This window comes from Mycobacterium sp. NGS66 (genome assembly GCF_059812225.1).
Genome location: NZ_JCALCG010000001.1, coordinates 796,487 through 814,325 on the forward strand (window position 1 = coordinate 796,487; position 17,839 = coordinate 814,325).

The following is a 17,839-nucleotide window of genomic DNA, read 5'->3' on the forward strand; positions in this document are numbered from 1 at the left end:
ATCGCGGATGATTTACGATCATGCCGCGCGTGGGTAAACACCGCGCAACGCAACGGTGTGGTGTCCCACACAGCGTCGGTCGCTGCCGCGATGCCGTCACAAGCTGCCAGGCTCGGCATCCGCTGCGTGGTCACCCGCGGCGCCGAGCGTATCGACGCAGATAGCCCACCATCCGATACGCGGGCACGGGCCTTGGCCAGTCATCGGCCCGGAAATACGCATCGGTGCCGCCGTCGACGAAAAGGACGCTGCCGCAAAGGAAGTCCGCGGCATCCGACAACATGAAGCACATCCAGTCGGCCATCTGCGCAACGTCGCCGAACCCGCCGACGGGGATCGGGAATGACCGGACCGCCTTGTCCTCCCTGGGGTTCGACAGTTGCTCTTCCAACAACGGCGTCATGATGGCACCTGGCGCAAGCGCGTTCAGCCGCACGCCCGATCCTGCCTATGCCGGCAGCACCGCAGTGCGCCGAACCCAATGGCTGACAGCGATTTTCGACGCCGCATACATCATCACCGGTGCGGCTGTACCGAACATTTTGACCCGACGCACCGCCTTGTCGGCGTCGTGCGCCAGCAGGGCTCGCACGGCTCGTCTGGGTACTGCGGGCACTGTCGTCGACGAGTTACTGGCGACCACCACGACCTTTGCCTTCTGCGCGGCAGCCAGCGCCGGTCGCTACGCGCAAAGCAAGTCGACGACTCCGAAGTAGTTGACCTGGGCAATTTGGCGGGCTCGGTCCCGGCCCGGGCTCGGGCCCAGACCGGCGGCGAGCACCGCGCCGTCCAGCCTGCCGGACGAGGTCAGCAGGACACCCTCGGCAGCTTCGCGACGCCCGTCGGGCGTCGACAAGTCGGCGACGACGTCGGCGTCCTTGATGTCGATGCTCACCACCGAGTGGCCGTCGTTGCGCAGCCGTTGGGCAGTTTCGCGACCCATGCCGGATGCGGAGCCGGTTACCGCATATATGCCCATGCTCGCGGGTCACGCCTTCATGGCCGCGCGCTCGACGTCGAGAAGCTGCTCACCGCGCCGTTCCTCGTCGTAAGCTTTGCGCCCGCCTCGCAAACCGAATAGCCGCTTGGAGACCAGCAAGTAGATCACCGCGGCCACGTTGATCGTGAAGGTCACTACCCGCGTCATGGTGATGCCTCTGGTCAGGTCGTAGATCTCCAGCGGCAGGAAGATCGAAGTGGCGACCACCGCGAAGTATTCACCCCACCGCTTGAGTAGCCACAGACCCGTGCCTTCGATGACCTGCAAGACGGCGTAGGAGGCCAGCAGGAGAGTGATCAGGGCCAACGTGGATGGCTTTGCCGCCAGGGCTTTTTCCAGCTCATGTATGGCAGACATCTGATCGACTTTGAATCCGGCGGCCCGAAAGATCGGCAGGTCGCGGTCCAGGGTGGCTTGAATTGCCCCCCGTGCGCCGCGAAACTTCCACACCGCCCAGGCGGCGAGTGCCAACACAATCGCCCGGAAAAAGCGTTCGATTCCCAGCGCGCGAACGATGATGGCTTGGCGTAAAGCCTTGCCGCGCATGATCAATGGCGCTTCATCGGCGTGGCCGTGGCCCTGCGGCTTACCGAGCGCGAAGTCGCCGCACCGCAGGCAGCGCCATACTTCGCCCAGTCCGGTGGTGCCGGTGAGCCGCTTGGCGAGCGCCTCTTCGTCGGGCGCGTAGGTGACGTGTCCGGACAGCGCGCAGGTGATCAGCTCCCAGCGGTTGCCGATCCGGTTTTCCTTCTTTGCCACGTGCACTCCTCTGCTGGCCGTCTGCTGGCCGGATGTGCCGATCATTCAATGCGGGCGCCGAACGGCGCAAGAGGACGCGCGTTCGGCGGCCGACGGGGCGAACCCGCTAGAACCTCTGCCTGCGGCGTGGTCGTTGCGGGTCACGGCTCACCGCGCCGAGCAGCCGGGCGAGGTCGGCGACGGGTATGTCGTCGAGTTGGTCTACCGCGGCGATGATGTCGGCGCGCAAGGCTTCATCGCAGAACGGCTCGGCCAGCCAGTGGAACTTCTCGACGACCCGCTCCCAGGACAGCGGCCGGGTGGACGAGCCTTCGTAATCAGACTGCTCGCGGGTGAATTCGCGTCCGTCGCGGGTAACCACGCACACCCGGGCGCCGGTGCGTTGCGGATAGTCCGCGGTCAAGTCAGCTGCCGGCTCGACGTCCACCCTGGCCAGCAGGTCTTGGACGTCCCCGCGCCGGACACGTTCAGTCTCAAGCTGTTCGGGCCCGACGGCACCGTCCAGCAACGCGACCGCACTCAGGTACTTGAGGTTGTAGTCGGCCTGTTCTTTGGTCCATGGATGATCCTTGCTGCCATAGACTCCGCCGCCTGCGATGTCGTAGGCACCCTGAAACACTTCGAGGCGCACCCGTTCCACCTCGTCACCGTTGAGCTCGTTCTCGTTGCGGATTGCCAAGACTGCGTCAATGACGGCCTGCCCGTGGATAAGTGCGCAGTACTGCTTGAGGTAGGTCTTGTCAACCGCGGTCAGTCCCCGGTCGGAAGTGTGGAAATCTATTGGTAGATCAAACAGCTGCGCCAAACCTTGCGGACCGTCGAACAGCGACTTGGGCCCGGTGACACCACGACCGGCCAACATCGTCGTGTATACGGCGCGCATCCCGGTGATGGCCGGCGATATGCCTTTCCAATTGGAGACCGGTTCGGCATGCACCGCCGCCAGCGACACATTGTCGGCCGCGGACGCCGCAATCGCGTCGGCGGTGCGCCCGGCGTCGAGGCCGAGCAGCTTAGCCGACCCGGCAGCCGCCGAGATCGCCAGTTGCAGTGCATGATTCAGCCCCCGCGCCATGACGGGAACCTGAGCGCTGAACCGGCATTGGACCTCATAGGCGACTGCCAGGGCCAACAGGAAATCGGCGCCCTGCGCGTTCACGTGTTCGGCGACGGCCAACACCGCACCGAAGTTGTCGGCCGGATGACACAGCCCACCGACCGTCAGATAGGTGTCGAGCAGATCCGGGTAACGCACTAGTACCGCGTTGAAGAACGCGGCTTGATCCACCGATGCGCGACCGCCGCCAACAAGCGTGGCCGTCGCGCGCCCGCTGAACTGCTCGGCGTGCGCGCGGATTTGCGGAATGAGTTCGCCGTCCAGCGCGCCCACCGCACACGCAATACTGTCAAGCACGTTGCGCTTCAACATCTTCCGAGACCGGGCCGCGAGATCCGACTGTCCTGCGTCGACGACGAAGGCGGCAAGATCGTCCACGACATGGTTATCCGCCATGGCTTTCCTCCTTGCCGGTCATGATTGCGTCGCTTTGGTGATCGCGGCGGTTTCCTCGGTGAGCCGCTTGCCGATGCAGCGAATCTGTTTTGCGCTCAGGGCGCAGAGCGGATGCACGGCCACGATCAGGGCGACTTGCTGCCGATGGTCGAATACCGGCGCGGCGATGGTCACCACCGGCTGCTTGCGGCGTCCGGGGTTGTCGTCGGAAAGAAAGCCGATGGTGGTGAACTCGGCGAGCAGCTGGTCCATGATCTGGCGTACCGGGGCCGGCACCTCGTGGCTGTCCAGCGTGCCGACCAGCTGGGCAGCCTGCGCCAGGGCGGGCGTGGTCCAGTCGATGTCGAATCCGCGCTCGCGAGTGCGCACTAACACGTCCCGCAGTCGCTGCGCGCGATCGCCGTTGTTTCCCGCGCCCCGACGGATCCACTCGCGCTGTCCTTCGTCGCTGTCCCAGGCGGCGAAAGCGACGCCGAACGGTGGGGCATACGGAATGCGATCACCGGGTATTCCGGACGGTTCGGTGACCGGCTCACCCTCGAATGCTGTGACCACCAACGAATCACCGTATCGCTCGACCACCGAGCCGGCATAGCCGAAATCGCCGGAAAGTCGTAGCGCCGCAGCACGAGCCGCGTGCGTGAGCGGTCGGGCGATGTCCGTCCTGGCGGCCACCACAGCCAGTGCCGGACCCAGGGCGAACGTTTTGGCCAGCGGATCACGGCTGGCCCATCCGCGGTCGCACAGTGTTTTCAGGATCGCGTGTGCGGTCGCCTGGGTGAGCCCTAGTTCGCGCACGATGTCGGAGAATCGCAGCTGCCTGTTTCCCGAGCGTGCCAGCAGCTCGACAACGTCGAGCACCCGAGCGGTCGGCGCCGACGGAGACCCGCGAATGGCTTGACTCCTTCCTACCGGGTTCATACAGTAATTTCCAACATTCGAAATGTTATATCGAATATCCGAGAATTGGGAGCTATTCGTTGCGCGCCGTCGTGTTGAGAGATGGTCGGCTACGCGTCGGCGAGACGGCGGATCCCGAACCCGGGCCGGGTGAGCTGCTGCTGCGCACGCTGAGCACCGCGATCTGTGCCTCTGATGTGCACTTCATGGACCACCCGGAACTGGGTTTGGACGACCCGACCGGCCGCTCACTGTATGACCCAGACCAAGACATCGTGCTCGGTCACGAGTTCGTCGGCGAGGTGCTCGGGCACGGACCCGGCTGCACCGGGCAGTTCGCCGTCGGCTCCCGGGTTACCGCCATGCCGGTGCGCCTGATCGACGGCGGTGCCGGCGGCCTGCGGATCATCGGCCAGCATCCGAAGGCACCCGGGAGTTTCGGTGAGCTGCTTGTGGTTTCGGAGGCGGCGGCCAAACCCGTTCCAGGCGACGTCTCCAGCGATGCCGTCGCATTGACCGACGCGTTCGCCGTCGGCGAGTTCTACGTCCGCTCGGCGGACATCCAATCCGGTGAAATCGCGATCGTCATCGGCGCCGGGGCGATCGGCCTCTCGGCGGTCGCCGCCTTGGCCGTGCGCGGTATCGAGCCGATCATCGTGTCTGATTACAAGTCCGACCGTCGCGAACTGGCCCGTGATTGCTTCGGCGCGCACATCGTCGTCGATCCGGCCGAGACCGGGCCATTCGACGCGTTCCAGGAGGTTCGGGCCCAACGCGGGTTGCCCGGCCCGGCAGTCGTTTTCGAGTGTGTCGGGGCAGCCGGCCTGATCCAGAACATCGTCGAATCCGCCGAGCTGGGCACCCGAATCTACTGCGCGGGCGGTTGGTATACGGGTGACACCCTCGATATCACCACCGCGACCCGCCACGGCGTCACCATCCAATTCGGCGGCGGGCCACACCCGCAGGATTGGTACGGAACCCTGGACGCCATCGCGTCGGGCCGCCTGAACCCGTTACCCAGTGTCGGCAAGATCATCACCCTCGACGAAGTGCCGGAGGCTCTTGACTTGGCCCGCAGGTCCGACGGACCGCCACGCATCGTGGTCCATCCCAATGGGGACATTGCATGACTGAACGCGACGACCGCCAGGACATTTCCGATCTGCTGGTGCGCTACGCCAGCGGCATCGACCGCCGGGACTGGCCGCTGTTTCGCACCGTGTTCACCGACGACTGCCAACTCGACTATGGCGAGATCGGCAGCTGGAACGGCGTCGATGCCGTCGTCGACTTCATGGAGCGGGTCCACGCACTGGCGGGTCATACGATGCACCGGTTGAGCAATATCGCTATCACTCTGCACGGCGACACGGCAGACGCGCGCACCTATATCGACGGCTTGATCATGGCCGCCGACAACCGATCTGGCGTCAATGCAATCGGTTTCTACGACGACGTGATCGTCCGCACCGCCATCGGCTGGCGCATTGCACGCCGTAAGTACACCCAGGTGCGGCTGACCACGGTGGGCAACGAAGGAACAGGACGATGACGTTCGCAACGAGATACGGCCCCTGGGCGCTGGTCGCCGGAGCCTCCGACGGTCTCGGTGCAGCTTTCGCGAATGGACTCGCCGAGCGCGGGGTCAACGTCGTATTGCTCGCCCGTCGGCACGATGTGTTGAATCAGGTTGCCGCGGAGATCAATTCAGCGTGGTCGGTGCAAACCCGCACGCTGGCGGTCGATCTCGCCCGGCCGGACGCAGCGGCCGTCGTCGCCGAGGCCACCCGTGACCTGGAGATCGGTTTTCTGGTGTACTGCGCGGGGGCCGATCCGAACTACCGGCCCTTCCTTGCCACGCCGATCGAGGCCGCCGAGGCGATGGTGCAACGCAACTGCATGACGCTCATGCGGTTGTGCCATCACTTCGCGGCGTCGATGGTCCAGCGGGCCAGCGGCGGCATCGTCATCTTGGGATCCGGCGCCGGGTTGGCTGGTGGTGCCAACATCGCCGCCTATGGCGCCTCCAAGGCTTTCGACATGGTGTTCGCCGAAGCGCTGTGGGCCGAACTGCACGACAAGGGAGTCGACGTCCTGGGGCTGATCCTGGGCAAGACCGATACGCCCGCCCTGCGGGCGCTCGAATACAGCCGGGGCCAGATAGGTTCGCTCGACGAGGCGCCGCCCGGTGCGGGCACGGTGGACGAAGTTATCGCCGAGGCCTTTGAAAACCTGGGCAACGGCCCCACCTGGTTCGCCGGCGACATGATGCGCGCCGCCGAGCAGTTGACGAGTTCCCTGACCCGCAACCAGACCGTCGAACTGTTCGCGCAGGCGGCCGCCGCCGCGATGGGTCCTGCGGGCTAGCCCGACGCACGCCAGGTAATCAACACCGGCCCGGAGCCGGGCGGAACTTTCGACGTGAACAGCACGTCGTAGTGGATGTTGACGTTTTCCGCGCAGGAAGGTTTGCCAAAACTTTGAATCAGGACGCCCTAACTTTCAAGATCGACCAGTCTGAGCAGCAAAGATAGCATCGCAGATGCCGTCGCTTACCCGTCCCGCAACGTTGCTGGACTGGCGACACACGGGTACGTTAGAGCACTGTGCGTCAGGACCGCACGCCGAAACGTCCACCCGCCGACCGTCATATGTCGCGAATTGAAGGACCTGAATTGATCACCACCGACCGGGCCGTCGTCGCGACGACGAAGTCTCGCCCGCCGTGGCGCATCCTGACCCGTTCGGCACTGTGCACCGGCGCCTTCATCGGCCCAGCGGTGGCGACGCGGATCCTCGGCCTGCACCCGAATCCACTCGTCGCCCTCGTAATCTTTGGGGCCGCGGTGGTGGCGGCCAGCTTCCTGCTCGCTTGGGCCGCCGAAGCCGCCCAGATCGACGTGTCGAGCGGCCTGGCGATCGCAGTGCTCGCGCTGGTGGCGGTTCTCCCCGAATATGCCGTCGACCTCTACTACGCCTACGCCTCCGGACACAACCCGGACTACACCCAGTACGCGACGGCAAACATGACCGGGTCCAACCGACTGCTGATGGGGCTGGGCTGGCCGGTCGTGGTGCTGGTCGGCATCGTGGTGGCACGGCGGGTGGGTGCCCGCGGCAAAGCGGGCTTGGCGCTGCAGCCGGCAAACCGGGTGGAGCTCGGGTTCCTGCTGATCGCCGGGGTGGCCGCGTTCCTCGTACCGCTAGCCGGCCAAATCCACCTCATGCTCGGGTTGGCCCTGCTGGCGTGGTTCGGCTTCTACCTGTATAAGGTCAGCCACGGCGACGTTGAAGAGCCCGACCTGATCGGCACCGCCGCCGCCATCGCGGAATTGCCGGTGCGCGCCCGGCGCATCGCGGTATTCACTCTGTTCGCGGTCGCCGGTGTGGTGATCCTGCTGTGCGCCAAACCGTTCGCGGACAACCTGGTCGCCGCCGGGACCGAGCTGGGCGTCGACCGGTTCCTGCTGGTGCAGTGGCTGGCCCCGTTGGCCTCCGAAGCGCCGGAGTTCATCGTCGCGACGATCTTCGCCGCCCGCGGCAAGGGCGCGGCCGCCATTGCCACGTTGATCTCGTCGAAGGTCAACCAGTGGACGCTGCTGATCGGATCGCTCCCGATCGCCCATCTGCTGGGCGGTGGAAAACTCTCGCTCGCGCTGGACTCCCGTCAGGTCGAGGAAACGCTGCTGACCGCGACTCAGACCCTGATGGGTGTGGCGCTCATCCTGGCGCTGCGCTTCCATCGTTCCAGCGCCTGGGCGTTGTTGGCGTTGTTCCTCGTCCAGTTCCCCGTCGCGTCCCCGCATGGCCGACTGCTGCTCTGCGGTGTCTACACGGCGCTGGCAATCATCGGGTTCGTCGTCAACCGGCGCTACCTGGTCACAACCGTCAAGGCGCCGTTCATCGGGACGGCCATTCGGCATAACGGCCCACCTTGCGAGCGCGCACTCCAGGCGGATCTGGTGGCATAGCCGACTCGCGGGAGCGCCCAGCCGGCTTGTATAGCATCGCCAGTTGACTTGATTCGCCTCAGGTTCGGAGGTTGGAGTGGCTGCGGACGTGCTCACCATCATCGGCGTCGGAGGCATGGGCAAGGCGATCGCCCGCCGGTTGGGCGCCGGCAAAACGATGCTGTTGGCCGACTTCGACGAAACGACGTTGGCCGCAGCGGCCGAATCGCTGTCCGCGGATGGCCACAACGTGAAAACCTGCAGCGTCGACGTCGCGTCAGCGGAGTCGGTGCACGAACTCGCCCAGTACGCAGCCTCCCTCGGCAACGTGACCCAGGTGGCACACACCGCCGGGCTGTCGGTGGCGCAGGCTTCCGCCGAAGCGATCCTGGCCGTCGATCTACTCGGCGTCGCGCTGGTGCTGCAGGAATTCGGCGAGGTCGTCGCGCCCGGTGGCGCCGGCGTGGTGATCGCCAGCATGGCGGGCCATCTGGTTCCGCCGCTGTCCGCCGAGCAAGAACATGCGCTCGCGCACAGCCCACCAGCCGAATTGCTGCACTTGGACTTTGTCAAAAGTATCACCGAGCAGGCATTCGCCTATCCGATCGCCAAGCACGCCAACCAAATTCGAGTCCGCGCCGCCAGTGCCCAGTGGGGCCGCCGCGGGGCCCGGATCAACTCGATCAGTCCCGGTATCATCTCGACACCGATGTCGCATCAGGAACTGGCTTCCCCGGTCGGCGACGGCATGCGCGCGATGATCGCCATGTCCGCCACCGGCCGGATGGGAACTCCCGACGACATCGCCGCGGCAACCGCATTCCTGCTCGGCCCGGACGCACCCTTCATCACCGGCACCGACCTGCTGGTCGACGGCGGCGTGGTCGCCGCGGTAAAAGCGGGAAATCCCCGTGCCAGCGCGCGGTAATCGGTGCCGAGCAGACGTGAAATCGCCCGAAAACCACGGTAATCGGGCGATTTTGCGTCTGCTCGCGCGACGTGAACGGGGCGGCTGCCGAGGTCAACCGTGGCCGCGGGTGGTAGGCGCGTTGGCTCTGGCGGTGTTGGGGGCCTGCGGGGTAGTCGTGCTGGCGGTTCCGTCCCATGTCACCAGCCTGGAATCGCGCTCGAACTGGGTGCTTGCCGGTGCTCTGCCCGCAAGCAACGACTTCCCGGCCGACTGGGGCTACCACATCTCCGGGCCATTACGACGGACCGGAGTGTCTCACGCGAACGCAACCAGCACGCCGCAACCGGGCGTTCCGCGAGCGGTCTACGCACCGACCGCATGCACCAACATCCCGAAGATTCTGAATCACTCCGACTCGGACTTCGGCCCCGAGGTCAGCGTCGATCGGTATACCCGTCTGCAGGTGGCTGCCGCCGCATTCATGGATTCCGACGCGACGGGCGAGCTTGATGAACAAGGGCCCAGAGCCCAGTTGGCCATCTGGGTTGGCGCCAGCGGTCCGGCACTGATCGCGAATTATGTCGACTGGCTGCGCCGCTGCGATTCCTACCACGTCACCAACTACGACGGTTCCGGCACGCTTAAGAGCGAACGCAACGTGCACACGGTGGTGGAAAATCGGTCCGCCGACGGCGCCGACGCGGCCGTGTCGGTAATTCGAACCTTTGCCCCGGTCAGCGGTCGCAAGCCGTCATCGACCTACTACGTCACCTACTACGCCGTGCGCGGCGTCATCGTGGAATGCACCGCCTACCAGATGGATGGCCCAGGCCGCAATCTGGTACATCGACGTGCTGTCGAGACTCTGCAAAGGCTGCGCGCGTTATGATCGCCGACCCACCTTGGCGGCCGCGGCTCATCGCGGTCACGTTGTGCATGGTCGCGATCGCGGCGGTGCTGATCACCACACTCACCCGCGGCTGGCACCACAACCGGCCTCAACCAGCCGAACCGATCGCACCGGGACTGGCCGCCCTGAGCGATCAGCAATTGGCCGACCTGCTTCCCAAGCCGGGTGATTTTCCCGCCACCTGGACCGTCAAGGCCGACACGCGGTATGAGCGGTTCGGGTACTTCAGGCAGCAACCGTTTCACGAGGGGCTCGGCGCTGATCCCGCCGAGTGTGAGAACGTGGGTGAGCTCGCGGTCGGCACCAGCGCCGATGCGGAGGTCGCCGCAGCTGACCCTGCCGGTCCACCCAGTTACAGTTTCGAACCGCGCGACATCCGCCTGTCGCTCGCACGTGAATTCAACCGTGCCGGGTTCGATGCGATGATCAGTCGCGTCGCAGGCTGTGCGCGATTCACCTACGCGCAGACCATCATTCATACGGTCCGCGTGCTCGAGGATTCTCGCCCGGCTAACGGACCTCAGCGTTTCCGAATATCGGTCGCCATCAAATCGAGCGATGAGCCGCCCAGTGTGCTGCGGACCGAATACTTCTCTTACGCGCGGGTGTCGCGTCTAATCCTGATTGGCTTCGCCAGCACCGGCAACCAGCACCTCTTGGACACGCTCTTCGACAACACCCTGCGCCGCCTCACGGGGACTTGACGGCGCGAACAGACGCGAAATCCCCTAATTCAAGCTGATTTTGGGCGATTCTACGTCTGCTCGCGGGGTTGTGCTGGACCCAGTCCCGCGGCCGAAGCCGCCAGGTCCGACGCGCGTATTCCAACTCCGTGTACGGCCATTGCGTGACGATACGGCCACTGGGTGAGCGAAAGTAGCTGTCACACCGGGTCCAGATGCTGCGCTCCAGGTCAGCGGAAAGCTGGTCGTTGTAACGCTTTTCGGCCTCGGGCCGGACATCCAGATATCCGCCCCGGCGTGCGACCCGGCTCACCGCACTGGCCACCAGCCGCGCGGCGGCCTCCAGGATATAGACGATCGAGTTGCCGCCCTGGTTGGTGTTGGGCCCGTAGAGCATGAAGAAATTCGGGAATCCGCTGACGGCTACGCCCAGATAAGCGCTGGGGTCAGCGCCCCACCGGTCGTGCAGGTGCTGACCGCCGACGCCAATGACGTCGATGCCCGACAAATAGCGCGATGTCTCAAATCCGGTGGCCAGCACGATCGTATCGACGTCAACAACCCGACCGCGTGCGGTGACTATCGACGTCTTCGTGATCCGGTCGATCGGGTCCGTGATCAACTCGACATGGTTTTGCTGCAGCGCCCGGTAGTAGTCGTCGCCCAGCAGTACCCGCTTACAGCGGAACGGATAGTCGGGCGTCAGCGCATGACGTAGCCGCTCGTCGGGCACCGTGCGCTCGAGGAACGAGGTCGCGATATGGCTGCGGGCGGTGACCACCGGGTCGTCGGCCATGGTCGCGGTGTTGTCATGCTGGAACTTCCAGATTTTCCAGCGGGTTCGGCGCACGGCCAGTGGGTCGCGCCGGAATCTCGCCAATTCCGTTGCACTGTAAGGTCGATCATCCTTGGGGACCATCCACGGCGGGGTGCGCTGAAACACCTTCAGGCTTGCGGCAATTCGGGAAAGCTCCGGAACCACTTGCACACCGCTGGCGCCGGTGCCTATCACCGCCACCTTCTTGCCGGCCAGATCGATGCCGTGATCCCACTGCGCGGTGTGCATCAGCGCCCCGCCGAAGTCGGTCAGGCCGCGGATGTCGGGAAGCTTAACCGATCCGAATAGCCCTACGGCACAGACGATTACGTCGGCAGTTACGGTCGCCTCGCCACCTGCCCGGTCAACGCGCAGATCCCACCGGCAGGTGTCCGTATTCCACCGCGCCGTGTGCACGCTGGTGTTCAACATCAGATGGCGGCGCAGGTCGAAGTCGTCAGCCACTGACTCGAGGTAGCTGAGGATCTCCGGTTGCCTGGCGTAGGTGCGGCTCCAGGACTTGTTGGGCGCGAAGGAAAACGAGTACAGGTGGCTTTGGATGTCGCAGGCGGCACCGGGATAAGTGTTTCGCCGCCAGGTTCCCCCGACACCGTCGCTGCCTTCAATGATCACTAGGTCGTCGATACCTGCCCGGCGCAGCGCGACCGCAGCGCCCAGCCCGCCGAAGCCCGCGCCGATGATCGCCACCCTGGGTGGTCGTCGACGCCGTGTCGCGGCTCGCAGCCGGCCGATCAGGTACCGTCTGCGCGGTTTCATCGGTCGAAATCGCGCGGCGCATCGACGTCGCGGGTCAAACCAACGGCGTCGGTCAAGGCATGAACTCCGCTCTAGGTCAGCCCGACTCTCAGTCGCTTGATCATATAGGTCGGGTCCCGACGCCTCCTCCACCGCAGGAGCGGCCACCTCGCGGGGCGATCGACATCGCCCCTTGCCAGACAGTGCGCCGGGGGCTGCGCCTATATCTTTGGCGTCATGCTGCTACCTCTCGCCGCCCAGCCTTATACCGCCCCGACGGATCGCGACATGCTGCCCTCCGAGCGTCGTGAATTCGTGCGCACGCACCGCACCGCCGTGTACGGCTACCGTCGGCGCAATGACGGCCCGGCGATGTCGATCGTTTACTACATTCCCACCGACACAGACGAATTGCTGGTGTCAACGATGGCCGGCCGCGGCAAGGCCCGCAGCGTCGAACGTGACGGCAAGATCAGCCTGTGCGTGCTCGACGAGCGATGGCCGTTCAGCTACCTGCAGGTCTACGCCGACGCCACGCTGGACGAAGAGCGTGAACTCGCAGTGGACGCGATGATGGCCGTGGCCGGCCGAATGTCGGGTGAGCCGCTTTCGGACGAGGCACGCCCGTCCGTCGAAGCGATGTGCGATCGGGAGAACCGCGTGGTCATCCGCTGCCGTCCGTACTCCACCTTCGCGACACCGCCCCGGCACCTGCATCGCAACGACCAGGTGGATCAACTAAGCCACTGGGTCTCCGGCGTCGTCCCGTGGAACGCCGCCGATCCGTCGTGAGCTACTGCGCTGCGTATCGGTCACGGAGCTTGGCCAGCGTGGCCTCGATACCAGAGGCGTTGGCTTTCGCGAAACCCATCAGTTCGTAATATCTCAGTGCGTTCTTCACGGCGCCTGCGTCGTGATAATCGAACGTCTCCGTCACCCGCGTCGACGTCGCGGAGATCGGTTGAAATTCCCAGCGCCAGCGATGGCCTAACGGGTGGCGCCATTCGACCAACTCGTTCGGCTTGAGCGCGGTCACCGTGCTGGTGATGCGATATGGCAGGCCGAACATCTTCATGTTGGTCGAAAACTTCGATCCCTCAACCAGTTCCGCCGGTGCTTTGATGTTGTCGCGAACCGTGCCAGAGCCATCCAGTTCGCTGTGCCGCCGCGGATCGGCGGCCATCGCGAACAGCTCGGCGGCCGGGGCGTTCACTTCAACCGACCTAGAAACGCGCCGGGGTCCAGCGTCGACAACGGTCACAGTCATCATGGCTCCTTCGGTGTCCAACAGCGCCGAATCGACGCTACGCCTCGCCGGGTTGGTCTTTCTACCCCGATCGGCTTGCCGCTGCCGGACACTCACGAGATCTGCTGCAGCACAGTCGGTTCCATTACGACATGCGTTGCCGCGAGCGGGTCGGCCAGCGTTAGGCGCCAACCACGTCGGCCGGTTGAGTGAGTCGCACGCTGTTGCCGGATGGATCACGGAACCCGGAGTCGATGCCGTATGGCATCTCGTGCGGAGGCTCGGTGAACTCGACGCCGCGAGCCTTCAACTGCTCATAGGTGGCCTGGCAATTCTCGGTGGTGAGGAACACGGTGCCCGCGAAGCCTTTCGCAACCAGGTTCAACACTTGCTCGCGAGTATTTTCGTCCATGATCGGCGGGCCGGGGACTGCCATCAGGACGAGCGACAGGCTGTCCTGGCCCGGGGGCCCAACGGTCAGCCACCGGAAATTGCCCAACTCGGGCACCGTGACGTCTTCGCGCACCTCCATGCCGACCTTTTCGGTCCAGTATTTCAACGCGACTTCTTGATCATGAACCCACAGTTGGGCGCTGGCGATCTTCATGAGGCCGACGTTACGGCCGGTGACCGTCGCTCGTCTTCTTCTAATGTGCTGTCTTGCTCCCCGACACCGGGCGGGTGTCTCGGGCAAGGATGCAGCTGGGGATCCGCGCGTGCACACTCGCCGGCGGCATGCTGGCCCGGTACGCGGCCGGCGACAGGCCATACACCCGGGCGAAGTTGGTTGTGAAGGTCCCGAGGCTTTTTAGTCCCACCATGGCGCAGATATCGGCGACAGAGCGATCCGTGTATCGCAGCAGTGCTGCCGCCCGCTCGAGCCGGCGCGATTGCAGGTAGGCCCGCGGCGTTTCGCCGAACGTGCGGCTGAACATCCGGCTGAAATGTGCCCGTGACAATCCGGCCGCGGCCGCTAGATCCTCAACCGTGATGGGGTCGGCGTACCGCGCGTCGACGAAATCCTTTGCCCGCAGCAGGTGGCGGGCGGGTGGTATCTGCGCCACCTGCCCAGTATCGCCGTCAGTAACCGAATTTGCTTGCGCGTTTCGGGCAGGCGGATCATGGGCGCACTGGTCAAACTTGACGTCTATACCCCCTAGGGGTATTAAGGGTCTGAGCGGCGGCTAAGCCGGGCACCGTCACTTCGAGGAGCGGAATGAAGACACCAAACAAACTCGCGCTGTTCGGTGTCGGATTGGCGACGGTGTTCGGCGCGGCATTCATGGTCGGCGGCGCGCTGATTCCACACCACACCACGACGTCCCCGGCAGCGAACGCCGGCCGCGGAAACGGCACCGAGCCGGTGCGTGGAGTTTCGCTCAGCGCAGGCGACCTGATGCTGGGCGCGGTGACGGCCCCGCCAACGGTCGGATCCAGCGGCGTCCTCTCGTTTCGGATCCAGACCGTCGCGGGCGTGCCGGTGACGAAGTTCGAAACCGAGGACACCAAGAAATTGCATTTGATCGTGGTGCGCAGCGACGGCACCGAGTTTCGTCACGTGCATCCCACCATGAACGACGAAGGCCAGTGGTCGATCCCCTGGGCGTGGGATGCCGCGGGTCCATACCGCATCTTCGCCGATTTCGTCCCCAGCACCGGCACCCTCGCGGGCAAGAACACCGTGCTGTCCGCCACGATCAACGTCGAGGGCACGGTGACGCCGCACCGACCATGGACGCCCTCGACGATAAGTCGGGTCGACGGATTCACCGTCGCCATCGACGGTGGCCTGGCGGCGGGCACCGCATCGACGTTGACCGCGACCATCACCCGCGACGGCACACCCGTCACCGTGCAGCCTTACCTGGGCACCTACGGTCACCTGGTCATCCTGCGGGAGGGCGACCTGGCCTACCTGCACGCGCATCCCCGGGAGACCGAGCCCGTTGCGGCGCAACGAGGCGGGAAGATCGCGTTCACCGCGGAACCACCCACGCCCGGCCGATACCTGCTCTACCTCGACTTCCAGGTCGACGGTCAGATGCACACCGCCCAGTTCGTCGTCGACGCGCTGACCACGCATCAGTAGAGGAATGCGATCATGCCCGAGATGACTGGATCTCCCGCCGCGATGAACAACATCGAGCTTCAGATCGCCGGAATGACGTGCGCCTCCTGCGCAATGCGCATCCAGAACACCCTGAACCGCCTCGACGGGGTCGACGCGACCGTTAACTACGCGACCGAAAAGGCGACCGTAACGGTCCCACCCGGCTATGACCCGCGGGCGCTGATCGCCGAGATCGAAAAGACCGGCTACACGGCGGTACTGCCGCAACAGCATGGGTTACCACTGGCCGGGCAGCACACCGAAGAAGCCGAGCTGGGATCGCTGCGGAACCGCTTGATCGCCGCGACGGTGCTCGCAACCCCGGTGATCTTGATGGCAATGGTCCCGGCCCTGCAGTTCCGCTACTGGCAATGGGCGTCCCTGGCCCTGGCGGCACCCGTCGTCGTGTGGGCGGGCCGGCCCTTCCATGCCGCCGCCTGGGCCAACCTCAAGCACGGCGCCGCGACCATGGACACCCTGATCTCGGTCGGCACCCTGTCGGCGTTTGTGTGGTCGCTGTATGCGCTCTTTTTGGGGACGGCCGGCGAACCGGGTATGCGCCATCGCTTCGAGCTCACCGTCAGGCCCAGCGACGGCGCCGCCAACATCTACCTCGAAGTGGCCGCGGGCGTGACCCTCTTCGTGCTGGCCGGGCGGTACTTCGAGAAGCGCGCCAAGCGGCGCGCCGGTGCCGCGTTGCGCGCCCTGCTGGAGCTCGGCGCCAAGGACGTCGCCGTGCTGCGTAAAGGCGCAGAGGCCCGCATCCCGGTCGAGCAGCTCAAGGTGGGCGACGAGTTCATCGTGCGGCCGGGCGAGAAGATCGCCACCGATGGAACCATCGTCTCGGGTTCGTCGGCAGTGGACGTCTCGATGCTTACCGGCGAGTCGGTGCCGGTCGAGGTCGGTCAGGGTGACGCGGTCGCCGGTGCGACGGTGAACGCCGGCGGGCGCCTCGTGGTGCGCGCCACCAAGATCGGCGAGGACACTCAGTTGGCGCAGATGGCCAAGCTGGTGGAGGCGGCCCAATCGGGCAAGGCCGAGGTGCAGCGGCTCGCCGACCGCATTTCCGCGGTGTTCGTTCCCGTCGTCGTCGCCATCGCCGTGGCCACCTTCGGGGCGTGGCTGGGCGCCGGCTTTCCCGTCACCGCGGCGCTGACGGCCGCGGTCGCGGTGCTCATCATCGCCTGCCCGTGCGCGCTCGGGCTGGCGACTCCCACCGCGCTGCTGGTCGGCACGGGACGCGCCGCTCAACTCGGGATCTTGATCAAGGGACCCGAGATGCTGGAATCCACCCGCACAATCGACACGATCGTGCTCGACAAAACCGGCACCGTCACCACCGGCAAAATGACTCTCGACGAGGTGATCGCCACACCAGACACCGACCGCGCCACAGTGCTGCGCTATGCCGGAGCCCTGGAAGATGCCTCCGAGCATCCCATCGCACAGGCAATTGCGAAGGGCGCCAAGGCAGAACTCGGTGCGCTGCCCACGCCGACGGAATTTGCCAACGTGAAAGGCCAAGGCGTGCAAGGAATTGTCGACGGGCACGCGGTCGTCGTGGGGCGCGCGAGCCTGCTGGCCGACTGGGGCCTACGGCTCGGTTCGCCGTTGTCGGCCGCGAGATCTCGCGCCGAAGGCGAAGGCAAGACCGCCGTCGCCGTCGGCTGGGACGGCCGCGCCCGCGCGATCCTGGTAGTCGCCGACACCGTTAAACCGACCAGCGCAGAGGCGATTCGGGAGTTCGAGCGGCTGGGGCTGACACCGGTGCTGCTGACCGGCGACCACCAGACCGTGGCGGATCGTATCGCCGCGGAGGTCGGCATTGGCCGCGTCATCGCCGACGTGCTCCCTGCCGGGAAGGTCGAGGCCGTTCAGCGTCTGCAAGCCGAAGGCAAGGTGGTCGCCATGGTAGGTGACGGCGTCAACGACGCCGCCGCGCTGGCGGCCGCGGACCTCGGGCTGGCCATGGGCACCGGCACCGACGTCGCGATCGAAGCCGCCGACCTGACGCTCGTGCGCGGCGATCTGCGCGCCGCGGCAGACGCGATCCGGCTCTCTCGACGGACGTTGGCCACCATCAAGTCAAATCTGTTCTGGGCCTTCGGTTATAACCTGGCCGCCATTCCGCTTGCCGCGCTGGGACTGCTCAACCCGATGCTGGCCGGCGCGGCCATGGCATTCTCCAGCGTGTTCGTGGTCGCTAACAGCCTGCGCCTGCGCAACTTCAAAAGCGGTATCAGGGAGGAGAGCCCGCCGCTCGGGGCACAGGAGGCGTGACA

The 17,839-nt window shown here is 65.4% G+C and carries 17 protein-coding genes and 1 pseudogene; 10 read left to right on the forward strand and 8 right to left on the reverse strand.

The features are described from left to right. Window positions 1–130: 130 nt before the first annotated feature. The 4 genes and pseudogenes from AC5Y2L_RS03870 to AC5Y2L_RS03885 form a co-directional block, all read right to left on the reverse strand. Window positions 131–979: pseudogene (locus AC5Y2L_RS03870) on the reverse strand (SDR family oxidoreductase). Window positions 980–988: 9 nt separating this feature from the next. Continuing rightward, on the reverse strand, window positions 989–1,759 hold the full coding sequence (locus tag AC5Y2L_RS03875; RefSeq protein ID WP_499936354.1) for a DUF2127 domain-containing protein: 771 nt from the start codon (window positions 1,757–1,759) through the stop codon (window positions 989–991). A 106-nt stretch (window positions 1,760–1,865) separates the two neighbouring features. Continuing rightward, the gene (locus AC5Y2L_RS03880) at window positions 1,866–3,254 is read right to left on the reverse strand and encodes an MmgE/PrpD family protein (RefSeq protein WP_499936557.1); all 1,389 of its coding nucleotides are present in this window, start codon (window positions 3,252–3,254) and stop codon (window positions 1,866–1,868) included. Between the two features lie 36 nt (window positions 3,255–3,290). Next, window positions 3,291–4,133 carry a helix-turn-helix domain-containing protein gene (locus tag AC5Y2L_RS03885; protein ID WP_499936559.1) on the reverse strand — a complete coding sequence of 281 codons (843 nt, stop codon included), beginning with the start codon at window positions 4,131–4,133 and terminating at the stop codon, window positions 3,291–3,293. Window positions 4,134–4,252: 119 nt separating this feature from the next. On the opposite strand from AC5Y2L_RS03885, the gene AC5Y2L_RS03890 reads away from it, so the two are divergent. The 7 genes from AC5Y2L_RS03890 (at window position 4,253) to AC5Y2L_RS03920 (ending at window position 10,649) form a co-directional block, all read left to right on the forward strand. Continuing rightward, window positions 4,253–5,305, forward strand: coding sequence for a zinc-binding dehydrogenase (locus AC5Y2L_RS03890; protein ID WP_499936355.1), 1,053 nt, complete (start codon window positions 4,253–4,255; stop codon window positions 5,303–5,305). Next, window positions 5,302–5,727, forward strand: a complete 426-nt coding sequence (locus AC5Y2L_RS03895) for a nuclear transport factor 2 family protein (RefSeq protein ID WP_499936357.1) — start codon at window positions 5,302–5,304, stop codon at window positions 5,725–5,727. The genes AC5Y2L_RS03890 and AC5Y2L_RS03895 overlap by 4 nt, the downstream gene beginning before the upstream one ends. Continuing rightward, entirely contained in the window at window positions 5,724–6,542 is an 819-nt protein-coding gene (locus AC5Y2L_RS03900; RefSeq protein WP_499936358.1) for an SDR family NAD(P)-dependent oxidoreductase, read from the forward strand. Before AC5Y2L_RS03895 ends, AC5Y2L_RS03900 begins: the two co-directional genes overlap by 4 nt. A 308-nt stretch (window positions 6,543–6,850) precedes the next feature. Continuing rightward, entirely contained in the window at window positions 6,851–8,146 is a 1,296-nt protein-coding gene (locus AC5Y2L_RS03905) for a calcium:cation antiporter family protein (protein WP_499936360.1), read from the forward strand. A 76-nt stretch (window positions 8,147–8,222) separates the two neighbouring features. Further along, a complete protein-coding gene (locus AC5Y2L_RS03910; protein WP_499936361.1) occupies window positions 8,223–9,053 on the forward strand; it encodes an SDR family oxidoreductase in 831 nt (276 codons plus the stop codon). Between the two features lie 109 nt (window positions 9,054–9,162). Then, the gene (locus AC5Y2L_RS03915; RefSeq protein WP_499936363.1) at window positions 9,163–9,924 is read left to right on the forward strand and encodes a hypothetical protein; all 762 of its coding nucleotides are present in this window, start codon (window positions 9,163–9,165) and stop codon (window positions 9,922–9,924) included. Further along, the gene (locus AC5Y2L_RS03920; protein ID WP_499943576.1) at window positions 9,921–10,649 is read left to right on the forward strand and encodes a hypothetical protein; all 729 of its coding nucleotides are present in this window, start codon (window positions 9,921–9,923) and stop codon (window positions 10,647–10,649) included. The genes AC5Y2L_RS03915 and AC5Y2L_RS03920 overlap by 4 nt, the downstream gene beginning before the upstream one ends. Here AC5Y2L_RS03920 and AC5Y2L_RS03925 read toward each other — a convergent pair. Continuing rightward, window positions 10,636–12,222, reverse strand: coding sequence for a flavin-containing monooxygenase (locus tag AC5Y2L_RS03925; protein WP_499936367.1), 1,587 nt, complete (start codon window positions 12,220–12,222; stop codon window positions 10,636–10,638). The genes AC5Y2L_RS03920 and AC5Y2L_RS03925 overlap by 14 nt on opposite strands. A 216-nt stretch (window positions 12,223–12,438) precedes the next feature. Between AC5Y2L_RS03925 and AC5Y2L_RS03930 the strand changes: the two genes are divergently transcribed. Then, on the forward strand, window positions 12,439–12,993 hold the full coding sequence (locus AC5Y2L_RS03930) for a pyridoxamine 5'-phosphate oxidase family protein (RefSeq protein WP_499936369.1): 555 nt from the start codon (window positions 12,439–12,441) through the stop codon (window positions 12,991–12,993). Between the two features lies 1 nt (window position 12,994). Here the strand turns inward: AC5Y2L_RS03930 and AC5Y2L_RS03935 are convergent, their stop codons facing one another. From AC5Y2L_RS03935 to AC5Y2L_RS03945, 3 genes are all read right to left on the reverse strand, one after another. Further along, a complete protein-coding gene (locus AC5Y2L_RS03935) occupies window positions 12,995–13,468 on the reverse strand; it encodes an SRPBCC family protein (protein WP_499936371.1) in 474 nt (157 codons plus the stop codon). Window positions 13,469–13,628: 160 nt separating this feature from the next. After that, window positions 13,629–14,054, reverse strand: a complete 426-nt coding sequence (locus tag AC5Y2L_RS03940; protein ID WP_499936373.1) for a VOC family protein — start codon at window positions 14,052–14,054, stop codon at window positions 13,629–13,631. A 40-nt stretch (window positions 14,055–14,094) separates the two neighbouring features. Continuing rightward, entirely contained in the window at window positions 14,095–14,511 is a 417-nt protein-coding gene (locus AC5Y2L_RS03945; RefSeq protein ID WP_499936374.1) for a helix-turn-helix transcriptional regulator, read from the reverse strand. Between the two features lie 152 nt (window positions 14,512–14,663). Here AC5Y2L_RS03945 and AC5Y2L_RS03950 point away from each other — a divergent pair, with 152 nt between their 5' ends. Together AC5Y2L_RS03950 and AC5Y2L_RS03955 are read left to right on the forward strand one after the other, a co-directional pair. Further along, window positions 14,664–15,536, forward strand: a complete 873-nt coding sequence (locus AC5Y2L_RS03950; protein ID WP_499936375.1) for a DUF8832 domain-containing protein — start codon at window positions 14,664–14,666, stop codon at window positions 15,534–15,536. A 12-nt stretch (window positions 15,537–15,548) separates the two neighbouring features. Next, a complete protein-coding gene (locus tag AC5Y2L_RS03955; RefSeq protein WP_499936377.1) occupies window positions 15,549–17,837 on the forward strand; it encodes a heavy metal translocating P-type ATPase in 2,289 nt (762 codons plus the stop codon). The last annotated feature ends 2 nt before the right edge of the window (window positions 17,838–17,839 follow it).

Coding starts and splice junctions, on each gene's coding strand:
- AC5Y2L_RS03955 (WP_499936377.1), top strand. CDS start 15,549: ATGCCCGAGATGACTGGATCTCCCGCCGCGATGAACAACATCGAGCTT.
- AC5Y2L_RS03895 (WP_499936357.1), top strand. CDS start 5,302: ATGACTGAACGCGACGACCGCCAGGACATTTCCGATCTGCTGGTGCGC.
- AC5Y2L_RS03930 (WP_499936369.1), top strand. CDS start 12,439: ATGCTGCTACCTCTCGCCGCCCAGCCTTATACCGCCCCGACGGATCGC.
- AC5Y2L_RS03925 (WP_499936367.1), bottom strand. CDS start 12,222: ATGAAACCGCGCAGACGGTACCTGATCGGCCGGCTGCGAGCCGCGACA.
- AC5Y2L_RS03940 (WP_499936373.1), bottom strand. CDS start 14,054: ATGAAGATCGCCAGCGCCCAACTGTGGGTTCATGATCAAGAAGTCGCG.
- AC5Y2L_RS03935 (WP_499936371.1), bottom strand. CDS start 13,468: ATGACTGTGACCGTTGTCGACGCTGGACCCCGGCGCGTTTCTAGGTCG.
- AC5Y2L_RS03950 (WP_499936375.1), top strand. CDS start 14,664: ATGAAGACACCAAACAAACTCGCGCTGTTCGGTGTCGGATTGGCGACG.
- AC5Y2L_RS03900 (WP_499936358.1), top strand. CDS start 5,724: ATGACGTTCGCAACGAGATACGGCCCCTGGGCGCTGGTCGCCGGAGCC.
- AC5Y2L_RS03920 (WP_499943576.1), top strand. CDS start 9,921: ATGATCGCCGACCCACCTTGGCGGCCGCGGCTCATCGCGGTCACGTTG.